The following is a 15,492-nucleotide window of genomic DNA, read 5'->3' as shown; positions in this document are numbered from 1 at the left end:
TCTTCCGAACCGCCCACGCCGAACGAACCGCCCACGCCGAACGAACCGAGTACGCCCGGCGAACCGAGGACGCCGAGCGAACCGCCCATGCCGGGCGAGTCCCCCAGCCCGGGTGAGGCGTCCGCGCCCGGTGAACCGCCCATGCCGAGCGAGCCGCCCAGGCCGAGCGAGGCGCCCGCGCCCACCGGGCCGCCCATGCCGGACGCGCCGCACACGTCCGTCCAGCCGCTCGCGGCGAGCCAACCGCCCGCGCCCGAGCGCGGTTCCGCCCGGCAGCCGGCTCTCTGGCTGGCGGGGGGCGCGTTCCTGCTCGCCCTGGCGGCGCTCGTCGTGGCGGTGACGCGGGACGGCGGATCGGAGCCCGCCGAGGTCACGGCCGGGGCGACCACCGCCGGGCCCAGGGAGTCCGTGCTCTCACCGACCCCGGACGAGCCGTCCGTCCTGCCGACCCGCACGGCCGCCCCCGAGGCGGCCCCGACCGAACACGCCACCAGCGGCTCGGTGCCGGACGCCGCGGTGACCTGCCCGCCCGCCTCCGTCAAGGTCAGCGACGCCACCACGCTCGAACAGGCCCTCGCCCAGGCGCGACCGGGAGACAGCATCGCCCTGGCCAACGGCGTCTACGCGGGCAACTTCACCGCCGAGGCCTCCGGCACCGCCGAGAAGCCGATCTTCCTGTGCGGCAGCGCCGGCGCGGTCGTCGACGGTGGTGACACGGACGACGGGTACGCCTTCCACCTGGACCGGGTCAGCAACTGGCGGCTGGTGGGCTTCACCGTCCGCAACGCCCAGAAGGGCGTGATGGCGGACGGCACGGTGGGCACCGTCATCCAGGGCCTCACCGTCGAACAGATCGGCGACGAGGCCATCCACCTGCGCAACTTCAGCTCGGACAACATGGTCCGGGACAACACCATCCGCAACACCGGCCTGCGCCGCGAGAAGTACGGCGAGGGCGTCTACATCGGCACGGCCAAGTCCAACTGGTGCACCGTCAGCGACTGCAAGACGGACGCCAGCGACCGCAACGTGGTGCTCGGCAACGACATCCGGGACACGACCGCCGAGTCCATCGACATCAAGGAAGGCACCAGCGACGGCAAGGTCATCGACAACACCTTCGACGGATCGAAGCTGAGCGGCTCCCACAACAACGACTCCTGGGTCGATGTGAAGGGCAACGGCTGGCTGCTGCAGGGCAACACCGGCAGCAACTCCCCGGAGGACGGCTTCCAGACCCACAAGCTCGTCAACGGCTGGGGCACCGGCAACATCTTCAAGGACAACACCGCGAACGTGGACGGGCCCGGTTACGGCTTCCACCTCACGTCCGACGGCAACAAGGTCACCTGCGACAACAAGGCGAAGGACGCGGCCGAGGGGCTCGCCAACGTCGACTGTTCCTCCTGACCGCGCCTCCTTCGCCTCTGCCGTACCTTCCGCCCTCCCGTGCCTTCGCCTCTGCCGTACCTTCCGCCTCTCCCGTGCCCTCCGCTCCTCCCGAGCCCGCCGCCTTTCCCGCGCCGTCGCTGCCGCGGGCCGTCACGCACACCGGCTCGTGCGGCGGGCCGATCCGCCCCGCAACACCTCTGGAGACCACCATGACCTGGTCGGACGACACCGACAGAACCGCGCCCCGCCTCACCGTCATAGGCACCGGCTACCTCGGCGCCACCCACGCCATCTGCATGGCCGTCCTGGGCTTCGACGTGCTCGGCGTGGACGTCGACCCCGTCAAGATCGAGCGGCTGAACTCGGGCGAGGTGCCGTTCTTCGAGCCCGGACTGCCCGAACTGCTCGCCAAGGCCCTCGACAGCGGCCGTCTGCGGTTCACCACGAGCTTCGCCGAGGCCGGCGAGTTCGGCGACGTCCACTTCGTCTGCGTGGGCACGCCCCAGCAGCGGGACTCGTACGCGGCGGACCTGACCTACGTCGACAGCGCGGTCGAGGAACTGGCCCGGCACCTGCGCAGGCGCACCCTCGTGGTCGGCAAGTCCACGGTCCCGGTGGGCACCGCCGCCCGGCTCACGGAGATCGTCCGGCGGACGGCCCCGGCCGGGGCGGACGTCGAACTCGCCTGGAACCCGGAGTTCCTGCGCGAGGGCTACGCCGTCGACGACACCATGCGGCCCGACCGGCTGGTCTTCGGCACCGAGTCGGCGTGGGCCGAGGAGCAGCTGCGCGCCGCGTTCGCCCCGGTGATCGCCCAGGGCACCCCGGTGGTCGTCACCGACCTGCCCACCGCCGAACTGGTCAAGGTCGCCGCCAACTCCTTCCTCGCCACGAAGATCTCGTACATCAACGCCATGGCGGAGGTCTGCGAGGCGACCGGCGCCGATGTGACGGGTCTCGCGGAGGCGCTGGCCTACGACGACCGGATCGGCGGCCGGTTCCTCAAGCCTGGCCTCGGCTTCGGCGGCGGCTGCCTGCCCAAGGACATCCGGGCCTTCAGCCACCGGGCCGAGGAGCTGGGCGTCGGTCAGGCCGTCTCGTTCCTGCGCGAGGTCGACGCCATCAACCAGCGCCGCCGGGCCCGCACGGTCGACCTGGTCCGCGAGCTGGCCGGCGGGGAGCTGGCCGGCGCCAAGGTGACCGCGCTCGGGGCGGCGTTCAAGCCCAACTCCGACGACATCCGCGACGCCCCCGCCCTGGACGTGGCGAGGACCCTGCACCAGGCGGGCGCCCAGGTGACCGTCATCGACCCGGCGGCCCTGGAGAACGCCCGCCGCGCCTACCCGGACCTGCACTACGGCACGGACGTGCTCACCGCGGCCACCGGGGCCGATGTGGTCGTCCTGCTCACGGAGTGGGCGGAGTTCCGGGAGATCGACCCGGACGCCCTGGGCGCGGTCGTGGCCCGGCGCCGGATCGTCGACGGACGGCACGCCCTCGACCCGGCGCAGTGGCGGGCCGCGGGGTGGGACTACCGGGCGCTCGGCCGACCCTGACCTCGGGGGCCGGCGGCCACACCCGTGGCCGTCGGCCGGGTCGTCATCCCCGCTTCTGGTGCTGCTCGGGCAGACGGCTCTCGGGGTGCACCCACAGCACGACGTTGTCGAGGTAGCCGGCCGCGCCGCCCTCCCGTTCGCGCCGGAAGAACTCGATGACCTCCTGGTCGGAATGGCGCAGGCTGAAGTGGGTCAGCACGAACAGGGTCTCCGGGTGCGCCTCGACCACCGGACGCAGCTCGCTCCACACGGTGTGCCCGACCTGCCGGGCCCGGGTGAGCTGCCCGTCGTCGAGGTAGGTGCACTCGGTGATGACGACCGGGTAGTCGAACAGCCAGGGGTTGCGCGCGAACACGCTCGCGTGGGTGTCGCCGAGGAAGGCGAAGGCCGGGCGGCGGATCTCCTCATCGACCGTGCCGGGGCCCTCCTTGCGCCGCTCGGCGATGATCCGGCCGAACTCACCGGCCCGCCCGGCCGCGACCATCGACGCCTTCAGCTCCTCGTACTCGGGCTTCAGGACCGTCTTCTTCTCCGCGAAGCAGTAGCCCACGCACGGCACCTTGTGCAGGCACTCGACGACCCGGACCGCGTACTCCCCGCGGCGGCCCACGGAGAACTCCGCGCCCGCGCGCACGCCGTGCAGACGGCACTCCGGGGCGCGGGACGGATCGAAGCCGGCCCCGTGGTTCAGCTCGCTCGAAGCACGCAGGTAGGCCGCCGCGTACGGTTCGGCGGCGGCCGGCAGGTAGATGTCCACCCCCGCGTCCCTGGCGGCCAGATAGTCGAGGTCCTTGGAGTGGTCGAGGTGGGTGTGGGTCAGGAGCACCGTCTCCACCTGCCGGCCCTCGGCCAGCCCGGCGTCGAGGGAGCAGCGCAGCTCGGGGAGGTGGAAGAAGGTCTTGTCGTTCGCGCGGGAGTAACCGGTGAGGGTCAGTCCGGTCCCGGGGACGCGCCAGGTCTTCCACTGGCGGAACGGGTGGCCCTGGTCGAGGCGTCGGGGGTGGGCGGGGCGGAGGTCAGGTGGGTGGGTCATGCCGGTTCGCTCCCTGGCCTCGTCGTCACCGACCCGCGGGTGCACGGGATTTCGGCTGATCGTACGGGGCGTCGCCGGACCGGTTGCGGTATTTTCCGTGCCCACTCCGGTGGACCGCTCGGCCGTACGACCACCCGTGCGACGAGGTGCTCCACGGAACGGGACGTCCGCGCCGCGCTGTCCCGCGCCGCCGGTGACGAGGTGTCCGCCGAGGTGCTGCCGGCCCTCGTGAAACGGGATGCGGTCGGCTGAACGACGCTATGGCGAAGGTGATTTGGCGGCGCTCGTGAACGCGGTCGACGACGCTCTCGATGACGCCTTCGCCCTCGACGTCACCGGTGAGGGTCTACGGCCGTCACCGGTGAGGGCCTGAGGGTCTACGGCCGTCACCGGTGAGGGTCTACGGGGACGCCGGTGAGGGCCTACGGGGACGCCGGGCGCCGCGTCCTCCTGCCGGGCGGACCCGTCGTCGCCCGGCGGGTCGGCCACCTCGCCGGGGCGGACACCAGCGGGCCGGTGAGGGAAGCCTCGTCAGGCACCTCCCGTGCGGTGCGGCCGGTCCGGCCCCCGGGCACCGTCGCCGGGCGGGACGTCCCTCTCCCGGCCTTCGCCGGCAGGCCCGGGTCCGCGACTGCGTGAGCGGGCGCCTTGTGCCGCGGGCCGACCCGCCGGGGCCGCGGTGACCTGTCTCTCGCCTGTACGTCTTCGCCCAGTCGCCGGGCGGACGTTTAACCGCCTGCCGGCTGCGACCGCGCATCCACCGGGCGGGGCCGGGGGTTCGGCGTGCCGGGCGGGTCAGTCGCGGGCGAGGGAGCCGCCGGACGGCTCCGGGCCCGGGTGCTCGCGGGTGCCGGGCTCGTCGCGGCTCACCTCGTGGTGGTGGCCGCCGGGGCCGGGGAGGGGCTTGAGGTCCACTTGGACGCGGTGGGTGGAGTCATGGCTCACCGAGCCGCCGAGGCGGGCCTCGACCACGCCGAGACGCAGGCCCGCGCCGCCCTCGCCGCCCCGGTGGAACTGGACCGAGAACTCCAGGCTGACCTGCTCCACACTGAACCGCCAGTCGCTCGCCGCGCCTTCGGCCTGTGCCCTGGCCAGCTCCGCGCGGACCGTGCCTATGGCCTCCGCGAGACCGACCGGTTCGGGTTCGCCCATGTCACCATCCCGTCGTCTTCCCCTGATCGGCCGATCCGAGTTGGTTACAGAGTCTAGGGACGCACCATGCCTCGCGCGTAGTGTGAGGCGGCATGGGGGAATTGCGTGCGGACTGGAGGCTCAGGCTGCGGCGCGGGGACGCGCACGGACCCATCTGCGGCGCCGGTGTGCTCGTCGATCAGCGGACGGCGCTGAACTGCGCACACGTGGTGCGCGATCCGGACGCCGTGATGTGGCTGGAGTTCGCCGAGAACGCCGACCTCGCACCGGTGTCCGCGCGTGTCGCGCCCGGTGGGTGGCTGCCCGACGCCCCCGGGGGCGGTGAGGACGTCGCCGTGCTCCGGCTGGACAGCCCGCGGCCCCGGGCGCGACCCGCCCGGCTGGAGCCCGCGCTGTGGGGCGGGGCGGAGGTGTCCGCCACCGGCTACGCGGAGGGCTTCGACGACGGCATGTCCCTGTGGGGCCGGATCGGCGGGGTCAGCGGTGAGCGGGTGCAACTGGACGCCGTCACCAAGGCCGAGGTGGTGCGCAAGGGTTTCAGCGGCGCCGCCGTGTGCACCCGCCCCGGTGAGGGGCGCCCGGTGCGCGTGGTCGGACTGATCGTCAGCTGGCGGGGTGACATGGGGGAGTTGCTGCCCGAGAACAACCGGCTCGCCTTCTCGTATCTGATCCCCGTCGAGCGCATCGCCGAACTCTCGTCCCTGATAAAGGAGTTGAGCAGCCCGCACGCCTGGGACCACGACTTCGAGGAGCGGCTGGCCCGCTGGTTCGACGACCCCGACGAGGATCCGGTGAAGATCACCGTGGTGCCTGCGGGCAGCGGCAAGGAACGTTCCCTGGGGCATCTGGCGCACCGGGCCTCCCTCGTCCACCGCGGCGGTGTGTCCGGCAGACCGGACCTCGCCGATCACGCCCTGGGCCACATCGCGTTCCCGCCCGGCCAGTACCTGGCGTACTGGGATTGGCTGCTCGGCACCCGGTCCCGGCCCGCGCGGACTGCCGCCCCCGCGCCCGGCACCCCCCTGCCCGGTGGCCCGGTGCCCGGTGGCCCGGTCACCGTCCTCGTCGACGGCCTCGACGAGGAGCCGGAACCGGGGCCGCTGATCGAACTCCTCATCCGATTACGGTCGTTCGGCTTCCGGCTGCTGCTGGTCTTCCGGCACGAGGGCGGCACCGGTTGGACCGCCGCCCGCGACCGGCTCCTCGCCCCCGCGCTCCTCGCCCACGCGGACACGCTCCTCACCCGGCTGGAGGGGGCGGAGTTCAGCCGCGCGGTCCGGCACGGCGTCGTCGACAGCGCCTCCCTCGGCTCGATGACCGAGACGGCCGACCGGCGCCGCGCCGAGCGCCGCCTGATCGACGAGACCACGGGCCAGGACCCGCAGTGGCGGCTCGCCCGGCTGCGCGAACTGATCAGAACCCTGCGTGCGGACCTGCGGCGCTGCGGGGACGCGACATGAGGCCCGGGACGGGAGCGGGCACGGGGCCCGAGCCGGGGGCGGGGACGGGGCCCGAGCCGGGGGCGGACACAGGTCTTGAGCCGGGGGCGGGTACGGGGCCCGCTTCCGGCCCCGGTACGGGTTCCGCCCCGCCGTCCCCGCCGCCCGTCCCGTCCGCGCCCCCCGCCTCGACCACCCCACCAACCCCACCAACCCCACCAACCCCACCCACCCCACCCACCTCACCAACCCCACCAACCCCGTCCGCCCCCACGCCGGACGGCGAGCGCGGGACGCCCTGTCCGCACCGCCGCTTCACCGGCGCGCCCTGCGGCGGCACCGTGCTGCCCACCGGGTATTGCGCCGTGTGCGGGCGGGCACAGGACGGCCCCCGGCTGCCCGCCCTGCCCGAGGACCCGCGCGAGTTCGGCCCCGCCGAGCTGCTCGCGCTGCCCGAGCGGGCGCCGCGCCCCGCGCGGGAACGCCTCATCCACCCCGAGGCACCGCTCCGGGTCCGGATGGGGTGCTCGTCCCCCGAGTGCGGCATCACCTTCGCGCCGCCCTACACCGTGGGCCGGGTGCCGGTCGAGGGGTACTGCCCGGCCTGCGGCATGCCCTACTCGTACCGGCCCGAACTCGCCGAGGGCGACATGCTGCGCGACCAGTACCGGATCATGGGGCCCATCGCGCACGGCGGCCAGGGCTGGGTCTATCTCGCCGAGGACACCCACCTCGGTGACGTGGTCGCCGTCAAGGGCATGCTCAACCGCTACGAGCAGGACGGGGCCCGGCTCGCCGACGTCGAGCGCCGCAACCTCGTCGCCATCCGCCACCCCCGCATCGTCCAGATCCGCGACTTCGTCGCCCGGCGCGACGGCACCGGGCAGGTCACCGGCGGCCACATCGTCATGGACGACGTCGGCGACGGCACCCTGGAGAAGGTCGTCAAGGAGACCCGGCGCGGGGAGTCCGTCCTCGACATCGAGCACGTCGCCGCGTACGGCTGCCAGATCCTCGAAGCCTTCGTCCATCTGCACGCCGGCGGCGAACGGGTCTTCGTGTACGGGGACATGAAGCCCTCGAACGTCGTGCACCACGGAGACGGTGTCAAGGTCATCGACCTCGGCGGGATGCGGGAACAGGGCCAGAGCCAGCCGCCCGCCCATGTCACGCCCGACTACATGGCGCCCGAGACGGCGTTCGCGCCCATGCCCACCACCGCCCACGACCTGCACACGGTCGGCGTCACCCTGCGGGAACTCGCCGGCTGGGCCGTCGACGAGGTGCCCGGTCTCGGCACCGCCTCCTTCCGGGGCGTCGTCGACCGCGCCACCCGCGCCGACCCCGGCCTGCGCTTCGCCGACGCCCGGGAGATGGCGGGCCAACTGCGGGGCGCCCTGCGGGAGATCCGCGCCCTGCGCGGCAAGAGCGACCCGCCCGAACCCTCCGACTACTTCTGGCCGTCCCCGCAGTTGCTCGGCGCCCGCCTCGGTACGGTCCCCGGCATCGAGCACTGGCTGGAGCGCCCCCGGCGCGACCGCTACGATCCGCCGCTCGCCCCCGCCCTCGACCTCGGCACGCCCACCCCCACCGAGATCGCCCGCCGGCTGCCGGTGCCCAGGCGCTACCCGGGCGACCCGCAGACCACCCGGTTCGAGGTGAGCAGTGGCTACGACCCGGGCCGCCTCCTCGACCAGGAGGACGGCAAGCCGCCCTCGGTGGAGATCCGCCTGCACAACGTGCGGGTCCTGTTGGCACGGGACTCGCGGGACGACCTGGAGCGGGCCCAGGAGGAACTCGACACCGCCGACTCCCTGCCGGGCCCGTCCGCCGTGCGCCGGTGGCGGCTGGAGTGGCACCGCGCCCTGGTCGCGCTGCGCCGCGCCGACCTCGACGGCGACCCGCGGCGGATCGCCGAGGCCAAGCGCCACTTCACGAAGGTCCGCCTCGAACTGCCCGGCGAGTACGCCCCCAAGCTGGCCCTCGCCTACTGCGGCGAACGGCTCGGCGAAGACACGGCCGGGCCCACCGCCAAGGAGCTGTACGAGGCCGTGTTCGCCCGCAACCCCGCGCACGGCGGCGCCGCCCTGGGCCTCGCCCGGCTCGCCCTGCGCGCGGGCGACCGGCGGGCCGCACTCGACGTCCTCGGCCGGGTCCGCCCCGGCACCCTGGACCACACCGTCACCCGGATCGCCTCCTTACGGATCCGCGCGGCCCGGCTGCCCCGGGACACCGCGCCGCTGCCCGAGCCCAGCGAGGTCGATGCGGCGCTGGCCGAACTGCGCGACCTCGTACGCCGGGAGCCCGGGGCCGGCGTGCCGGGGCTGTCCGAGGACGAGGCGCTGCGCCTGAGCACCGAACTGCACGAGTGGCAACTGGACGCCCTCTACAGCCGCGACGACCGCCCCGGCCCCCGGGGCGGCGGCCGTCTCGACCCCCGGGGCCTGCGGCGCCTGAGCGCGCAGGAGCGCCGGCTGCGCGAACGGATCGAGTCCCACTACCGCCAACTGGCCGCCCGGCACGCCGGATCGGCCGCCACCCACGAGCATCTCGTGGACCTTCTGCAGGCGGTCCGGCCACAGACGGTGGTGTGAGTACCGGCGGGTATCGGCGAACGGGGAAGGGAACGGTGACGCACGACATGAGCAGGCATCCGGGCCGGCGCGCGGGCCGGCACCTGAACGGGCGGACGGGCGGTGGGGGCCGGCCGGCGCAGCCGGACATCCGGTTGCGGGTCGACCTCGGCGGTGATCTGCGACCGCACCGCAGCGCGAAGATCGAGGCGCATCTGCGGGTCGACGTGAGCGCCGGCGGGGCGCCCACCGAGCTGCCCGCGATCGAACTCGCCGTGATCATCGCGGTCGACGTGGCCGAGCCGCTCCGGGCGGCCGTCCGGCACGCCCTGCCGGCCGCGCTGCGCGCCCTGCCCGACGGCATCTCCTTCACCGTGCTCGGGGCCGGCCCCGAGCCCGTCCGGTGCCATCCCGGGGGTGACACCGAGTGGGCCGTCGCTGACGAGAACGACAAACGCCGGGCCGCCTTCGCCACGGGCGCGATCCCGCTGCACCGGGACGGCCCGCGCCCCGCCGGATACGCGGCCTGGGCGGCCCGAGCACGCGCCCTGCTCGCCGCCCGCCCCCTGTCCGTACGCCATCTGCTGCTGATCACCGACGGCAGCAGCGCCCCCGGCGAGACCCGGCTGGAGGAGGAACTCGACGCCTGCGCGGGCCACTTCACCTGCGACGTCCTCGCCGTGGGCGTGGACTGGACCCCCGAACCGCTGCTGACACTGGCCGAACGGCTGCACGGCACCGCCGAGTTCGTGGACGACGGCCTCGGCACGGCGATCACCGCCGCGATCCGGCGGCTGCGCCGGGTGCACGCCCCCCAGTTGCCGATCGAGGTGACCGTACGGCCCACGGTGCGCCAGGTCGCGCTGAACGAGAAGGCACCCCGGCCGCACCGCCTCGGCGGGCTGCCCCAGCCCGGCCTGCCGCACCGGTGGAGCTTTCCGACGTACCAGTGGGAGGAGGGCGGCCGCGACTACCTCCTCACCCTCGTCGCCGACGCCGACAACGACCCGCTGGAGACGTATCTGCAGTTCGCCATGGTCTCCGTCGGTGACGTCCACGCGGCCGTCACCGCCCGCTGGCACCGCCCCGAACTGCCGCCGCCCGACCTGCCGGCGGGCGCCGCCAGTGTGCGCGACCAGAAGTCCACCACCGTGATGCGGGAGGCCCTGCGCCGGGGACTCGTCGCCCTCGGGGAGCAGCGACGCAAGGCCGCCGAGGGGCATCTGGGGCGTGCGGCGCGGCTGGCGGACCGGTTGGGCACGGACTGGGTGCTGGACGAGATCCGCGCGGTCGCCGACATCGAGGACGCGCCCGCGGGCCTGGTCCGGCTGCGGCACGCCGTGCACGCCGACACGCTCGGGCCGATGATCCTGCGCGCCGGATCCCGTCCCGTCCCCGTGACCGCCACCGCCGGTCCACTGCCGGGCCCGCGCTGCGTCCGGTGCGCCACCCGGGCCGGGGCCGAGGCCCGCCACTGCATCGTCTGCGGGGAGGAGCTGCTGTGACCACCGGACACCCCCGCCACGCCCCGCGCTCCTCGTACGCCCCGCCCCTGCGCTTCGCGCCGTACTCCCTCGGTGCCTTCTGGCGTGCGCGGTTGCGCGGGCGGCGCACGCGCTGGCTGCTGGAGGCGCATCTGCTGGTCCTGACGGTGTGCGCGCTCGTGGCGGCCGGCGCCCTGTTCGTGTCCTGCCGACAGGTCCAGGGCGGCGCGCAGACGCTCGCCGGCGAGGAGGCGCCGGCCGTGCAGGGGCTCGCCGCCACCCGGCTCGCGGTCCTGCGCGCCGACCACGAGGCCCGGAAGCTGGTCGAGTCGAAGCTCGTCGACGTCGCGGGCACGGGCGAGGCCTACCGGACCCAGCTCTCCGCCGCCGACCAGGGACTGTCCCGGATCGCGGACCGCACGGACCAGGATCTCGGTACCGTCAACGGTCTGCTCGCCACCTACGGCAACTCCCTCAACCTCGGTACGGCCATGTACCGCGACCAGCCCCTCATGAGTAGGCAGAAGCTCGCCGAGGCGCACTCGCTGCTCGTCCGGCAGGGCGTGGGACTCGTACCCCGCCTCGACGCGATCCAGCGGATCCAGACGCGGCACGCCGAGGTCACCGCCACCGAGGGGTGGCTGCAGCGCAGTGGCTGGTGGCTCGCCGAACTCGCCCTGCTGGCTCTGGCGCTGTCCCTGCTGTCCGCGCTGTTCGTGCTGCGCGACCGCTGCGGCCGCGACTGGAACCCGTACCTGCTCGCGGCCTTCGCCCTGACCGTGCTGCTCGGGATCGTGCCGCTGCTGACGATGTCGTCCGCGCAGGCCGACCTCGACCGGGTGGCCGGGGACCTGCGGGAGATCACCGAGGTCTCCCGGCAGCAGGAGCAGGGAGCGAGGTTGGAGGGGTACCAGCAGACCGTCGCGGAGCGGTCCGAGGACGTCCGGGACGTCCTGGCCGACGACACCTGGACCGAGCGCGTGCACCAGGGCACCCTGACCGGCGGCCTGCTGCTCGTCGTCCTGCCCGTGGTGGGGCTCGGACTCCGGCTCGACAGCGACTACTGGAGGCGGCGGTGACCCGGCGGTTCAAGGTGCTGGTGCTGCTGGTGGCGCTGCTGCTGGTCTCCGCCGGCAGCATGGTGGCGGTCTGGTCGCAGCGGGAGGACGAGCCGGTCACCGTCCTGGGGCCGTGGACCGGCGAGCAGGGCGAGCAGTTCGAGGTGCTGCTGCGGGGCTTCGGCATCCGCTTCGAGTACCAGGGCACCGCCGCCCAGCGCGAGGTGCTGCTGTCCAAGGTGCAGTCGGGGGAGCCCCCCGACATCGCGATCATGCCGGGCGTCGGCGAACTCGCCGAGTACGCCGCCCAGGACCGCCTCAAGCCGTTGAACGGCCTCTACGCCGAGGAGGAGTACGGGGCCCCGTGGCAGCCGGTGAACAAGCCCTCGCAGCGCGCGTACTGGGTGCCGGTCAAGGCGGACCTCAAGAGCATCGTCTGGTACCGCGAGGGCGAGCGCCCGGCCGGTTCCCCCGCCCCGCTGACCAGTTGGTGCGTCGGGATGGGGGACGACGGGGCGTCCGGCTGGCCCGGCAGCGACTGGATCGAGGACCTCGTGCTGCAACGCCAGGGCCCGGACGTCTACGGCAGGTGGGCGCTCGGCGACCCCACCGTGCCCTGGACCGGGGCGGCGGTGCGGGACGCGTGGGACGCGTGGGCCGGGCTGCTCCAGCAGGACGAGAAAGCGGCCGAGCGGGCCCTGCTCACCGACCACCGGGGCGAACCCGACGGGTACGGCCTGCTCTTCGACGGCCCGAAGGGGTGCGCGCTGGAGCACCAGGGCTCCTTCGCCCGCTCCTTCTACCGGGAGAAGCGGCTGCAGGCGCGCCTGATGGATTCCGCTCCCCTGCTGCCCGGTGGCGGCTACCGGGTCCGGGCCCACGAGGTGACCGGTGACTTCGCCGCGCTGTTCAGCGACCGCGCCGAGGCACGGGACCTGATCGAACGGCTGGCCTCGCGGGAAGGTCAGCAGGAGTGGGCCGACTCCGCGAACGTCTTCTCGGCGAACCGCCGGGTGCGACAGCGCGACCGCCGTGTCGAGCGGGAGATCGCCGACCGCCTCACCGGCCCGGGCCCCCGCTGCCTCGACGCCTCCGACGTCATGCCCCCCGCCGTCCGCGACGCCTTCTACGAGGCCGTCCTGCTGACCATCGCCCGCGCGGCGGCCGGCGAGGACATCGACGTACCGGGCCTGTTGCGCGACGTACAGAGCGTGGCGGACAGCCGGACCGACCGGCGGCCGGCTCTGCGGGGGGTGTGCAGCAGGTAGTCGGCCGGCGTCGGGGGAGGGCGGGCGGCAGCGGGACGCGGCTATCCCTCCGGAGCGGCCGGCGGCCCCTCCGCCGCGCCCGGCACGATCAGGCCCGTCTCGTACGCCACCACCACGGCCTGGGCGCGGTCGCGCAGGCGGAGTTTGGCGAGGATGCGGGCGACGTGTGTCTTGACGGTGGCCTCGCTGAGGCGGAAGTGGGCGGCCAGTTCGGTGTTGCTGAGGCCGGTGGCGAGGGACCGGAGGACCTGGAGTTCGCGGGGGGTCAGGGGGGCCAGATCGCGGTGCAGGGCCGGGGTGTCGGGGGCGGGCGAGACGAACCGCTCGATCAGGCGGCGGGTGATGGCGGGGGAGAGGAGCGCGTCGCCGGTGCGGGCCAGACGGACGGCGGCCACCAGGTGCTCGGGGGTGACGTCCTTGAGCAGGAAGCCCGTGGCGCCGGCGGTGAGGGCGGCGTAGACGTAACGGTCCAGGTCGAAGGTGGTCAGCATGACGACGCGGGGCGGGTCCGGGACCGCGCCGGACAGGATGCGGCGGGTGGCCTCCAGACCGTCGGTGCCGGGCATGCGGATGTCCATCAGGACGAGGTCCGGGCGCGTGCGGTGGACCACGTCGACGGCCTGCTCGCCGTCGGCCGCCTCGCCCACCACGTCGATGCCGTCGGCCGAGAGGATCATGTGGAAGCCGGTGCGGACCAGGGCCTGGTCGTCGGCGATGACCACGCGGGGGCGGTCCGGGGCGGCGGGGTGCGTCGCGCCGGGGTGAGCGGCCGTCATGAGGAGCGCCCCGGGGCCGGGGTGCCGGTCGTCGGGGGTGGGCCGGGCGGGTTCGGGGCGGGGTGGTCCCCGGGGGGCGCGTTCCGCCCGGGTGGGTTCACGACCGGTGGGCCAACCGTCCTCGGGGCCGCGGTCCCGGGGTTCCCGTCGGACCGGTCGTGGGTGCGGGTGCCGTCGAGCGGTATCAGTGCCTGTACGCGGAAACCGCCGGTCGGCCGGGGTCCCGTGCGCAGGGTGCCGCCGAGCACGGTGAGGCGTTCGCGCAGGCCCAGGAGGCCGCGGCCCGTACCGGCCGCCGCCGCGGGGGCGGGAGCGCCGCCGGTGTCCGTGATCTCCAGGCGGACCTCGGTGGGCGTGTGCTCGACGGTGACCCGTGTCCGGGCGCCGACGGCGTGCTTGACGGTGTTCGTCAGAGCCTCCTGGACGACGCGGTACGCGGCCAGGTCGGCGCCCGGAGACAGCGGGGACGGCGTGCCGGTGACGGTCAGCTCGACGGGGACGCCGGAGGCGCGGACACGGGAGGTGAGGGCCGGGAGCTGATCCAGTCCCGGCTGCGGCGCCAGCTCCGCGTCGACGGCCGGTCCCGGCCAGGAACCGGCCGTCCCCTCCCAGGCACCCGCCGGCCCGGCGACAGAACCCATGGCTCCCACCCCCGCCCCCACCCCCGGATCCATGTCGGGCATGGTCAACAGGCCCATCACATGCCGTAGTTCCGTCATCGCCGTGCGACCGCCCGCCTCGACGGCGAGGAGGGCCTCGCGCGCCCGGTCGGGGGCGAGGCCCATCACCTTGCGTGCCGCGCCCGCCTGGATCACCATCACGCTCACATGATGGGTGACGACGTCGTGCAACTCCCGTGCGATGCGCGCCCGTTCGTGCTCGACCGCGAGCCGTGTCGCCGCTTGCTGCTGTTCCTGGAGGGCGTGCGCGCGCTGCTTCCAGAGGTGGATCGCGTTGGCGCCGAGCCCCACGCCGAGCAGCAGGAGGAACGGGATCACGCCCGGGGTGACGGACGGCAGGTTCTCCTCGGCGAGGACCGCGACGAGGGCGGCGCCCGCGACCAGGCTGGTGAGCGCGGGAAACCGGTACGGGCTGTGGACGGCGGCGCTGTAGGCGGCCACCAGGCACGTCAGGAACGTGTACCCGGTCGTGCCGCCCGACCCCAGGCGCTGGTTGAACAGCAGCGTCGTGACGATCACCGCCCAGAACGCGGTCAGCGGGTAGCGGCGCCGTACCAGCAGGGGCAGTGCGGTCAGGGCGGCCAGGAGCAGCTGCCAGGTGTGGGGGGCGCCGAGGTCCTGCGTCAGGTACGGAGGGGCGGGCAGGGGCGGAGGCGGCGGCACCTCCGGACCGCCCCCCTGCACCGGCGCCACCCCCTCGTACGGCGGCCGCGTCACCGCGCTCACCCCCTGCGACACTGTGGCCCCCACCGTGCAGGCGGCCAGGAGGAGCGCCAGCGACGCGTCGGCCGTCCACATCCAGCGGGACGGGCGGGGCAGCGGGCCCGCGCTCCGCGACAGGGACGACAGGCCGCCCCGCCAGGGCCCCGAGAGGGCCGCCCACGCCCGCGCCGCCGCCCGTACGGCCACCGCCCCTACCGCCTTCGTCCGTGCCTCCCCGCCACCCATGCGGTCAGTGTGGCAAGCGGCGACGGCCGTCACATCCGTCGTGGTGGGGACGGGCCGTACATCGTCCGCGTACATCTCCGGGATGACGTGTGCCCGGGGTCCGTCCGGTACGGCAGAGGGGTCCGCCTTCGCG

At 74.2% G+C, this 15,492-nt stretch carries 11 protein-coding genes; 7 read left to right on the top strand and 4 right to left on the bottom strand.

Annotated elements, in window-relative coordinates; translation table 11 throughout:
* Nucleotides 1-87: 87 nt before the first annotated feature.
* Together ACWCRJ_RS14710 and ACWCRJ_RS14705 are read left to right on the top strand one after the other, a co-directional pair.
* Nucleotides 88-1,410 (top strand): right-handed parallel beta-helix repeat-containing protein, encoded by a 1,323-nt coding sequence (locus ACWCRJ_RS14710; RefSeq protein ID WP_450939634.1) that lies wholly within the window; start codon nt 88-90, stop codon nt 1,408-1,410.
* 191 nt (nt 1,411-1,601) lie between these two features.
* Nucleotides 1,602-2,948, top strand: a complete 1,347-nt coding sequence (locus ACWCRJ_RS14705) for a UDP-glucose dehydrogenase family protein (protein ID WP_450939633.1) — start codon at nt 1,602-1,604, stop codon at nt 2,946-2,948.
* A gap of 43 nt (nt 2,949-2,991) precedes the next feature.
* Here ACWCRJ_RS14705 and ACWCRJ_RS14700 read toward each other — a convergent pair whose 3' ends face one another.
* Together ACWCRJ_RS14700 and ACWCRJ_RS14695 are read right to left on the bottom strand one after the other, a co-directional pair.
* Complete coding sequence (locus ACWCRJ_RS14700; RefSeq protein ID WP_450939632.1) at nt 2,992-3,981, bottom strand: MBL fold metallo-hydrolase; 990 nt, start codon at nt 3,979-3,981, stop codon at nt 2,992-2,994.
* Between the two features lie 795 nt (nt 3,982-4,776).
* On the bottom strand, nt 4,777-5,133 hold the full coding sequence (locus ACWCRJ_RS14695) for a trypco2 family protein (RefSeq protein WP_450939631.1): 357 nt from the start codon (nt 5,131-5,133) through the stop codon (nt 4,777-4,779).
* Between the two features lie 92 nt (nt 5,134-5,225).
* Between ACWCRJ_RS14695 and ACWCRJ_RS14690 the strand changes: the two genes are divergently transcribed.
* The 5 genes from ACWCRJ_RS14690 to ACWCRJ_RS14670 all read left to right on the top strand — a co-directional run bounded on the left by ACWCRJ_RS14690 (nt 5,226) and on the right by ACWCRJ_RS14670 (nt 12,955).
* The gene (locus tag ACWCRJ_RS14690) at nt 5,226-6,593 is read left to right on the top strand and encodes a S1 family peptidase (RefSeq protein WP_450939630.1); all 1,368 of its coding nucleotides are present in this window, start codon (nt 5,226-5,228) and stop codon (nt 6,591-6,593) included.
* A gap of 497 nt (nt 6,594-7,090) precedes the next feature.
* On the top strand, nt 7,091-9,166 hold the full coding sequence (locus ACWCRJ_RS14685; RefSeq protein WP_450939784.1) for a tetratricopeptide repeat protein: 2,076 nt from the start codon (nt 7,091-7,093) through the stop codon (nt 9,164-9,166).
* Between the two features lie 47 nt (nt 9,167-9,213).
* A complete protein-coding gene (locus tag ACWCRJ_RS14680) occupies nt 9,214-10,650 on the top strand; it encodes a hypothetical protein (protein WP_450939629.1) in 1,437 nt (478 codons plus the stop codon).
* A complete protein-coding gene (locus tag ACWCRJ_RS14675) occupies nt 10,647-11,708 on the top strand; it encodes a hypothetical protein (protein WP_450939628.1) in 1,062 nt (353 codons plus the stop codon). The genes ACWCRJ_RS14680 and ACWCRJ_RS14675 overlap by 4 nt, the downstream gene beginning before the upstream one ends.
* A complete protein-coding gene (locus tag ACWCRJ_RS14670) occupies nt 11,705-12,955 on the top strand; it encodes an extracellular solute-binding protein (protein ID WP_450939627.1) in 1,251 nt (416 codons plus the stop codon). The genes ACWCRJ_RS14675 and ACWCRJ_RS14670 overlap by 4 nt, the downstream gene beginning before the upstream one ends.
* 41 nt (nt 12,956-12,996) lie before the next feature.
* Here ACWCRJ_RS14670 and ACWCRJ_RS14665 read toward each other — a convergent pair whose 3' ends face one another.
* Both ACWCRJ_RS14665 and ACWCRJ_RS14660 read right to left on the bottom strand, forming a co-directional pair.
* Nucleotides 12,997-13,731 carry a response regulator gene (locus tag ACWCRJ_RS14665; RefSeq protein WP_450939626.1) on the bottom strand — a complete coding sequence of 245 codons (735 nt, stop codon included), beginning with the start codon at nt 13,729-13,731 and terminating at the stop codon, nt 12,997-12,999.
* Entirely contained in the window at nt 13,728-15,359 is a 1,632-nt protein-coding gene (locus ACWCRJ_RS14660) for a sensor histidine kinase (RefSeq protein WP_450939625.1), read from the bottom strand. Before ACWCRJ_RS14660 ends, ACWCRJ_RS14665 begins: the two co-directional genes overlap by 4 nt.
* Nucleotides 15,360-15,492 lie beyond the last annotated feature (133 nt).

Source organism: Streptomyces sp. NPDC002324, assembly GCF_053593335.1.
The sequence above is the reverse complement of the archived record's forward strand: the minus strand, read 5'-3'. Positions and strand labels throughout refer to the sequence as shown.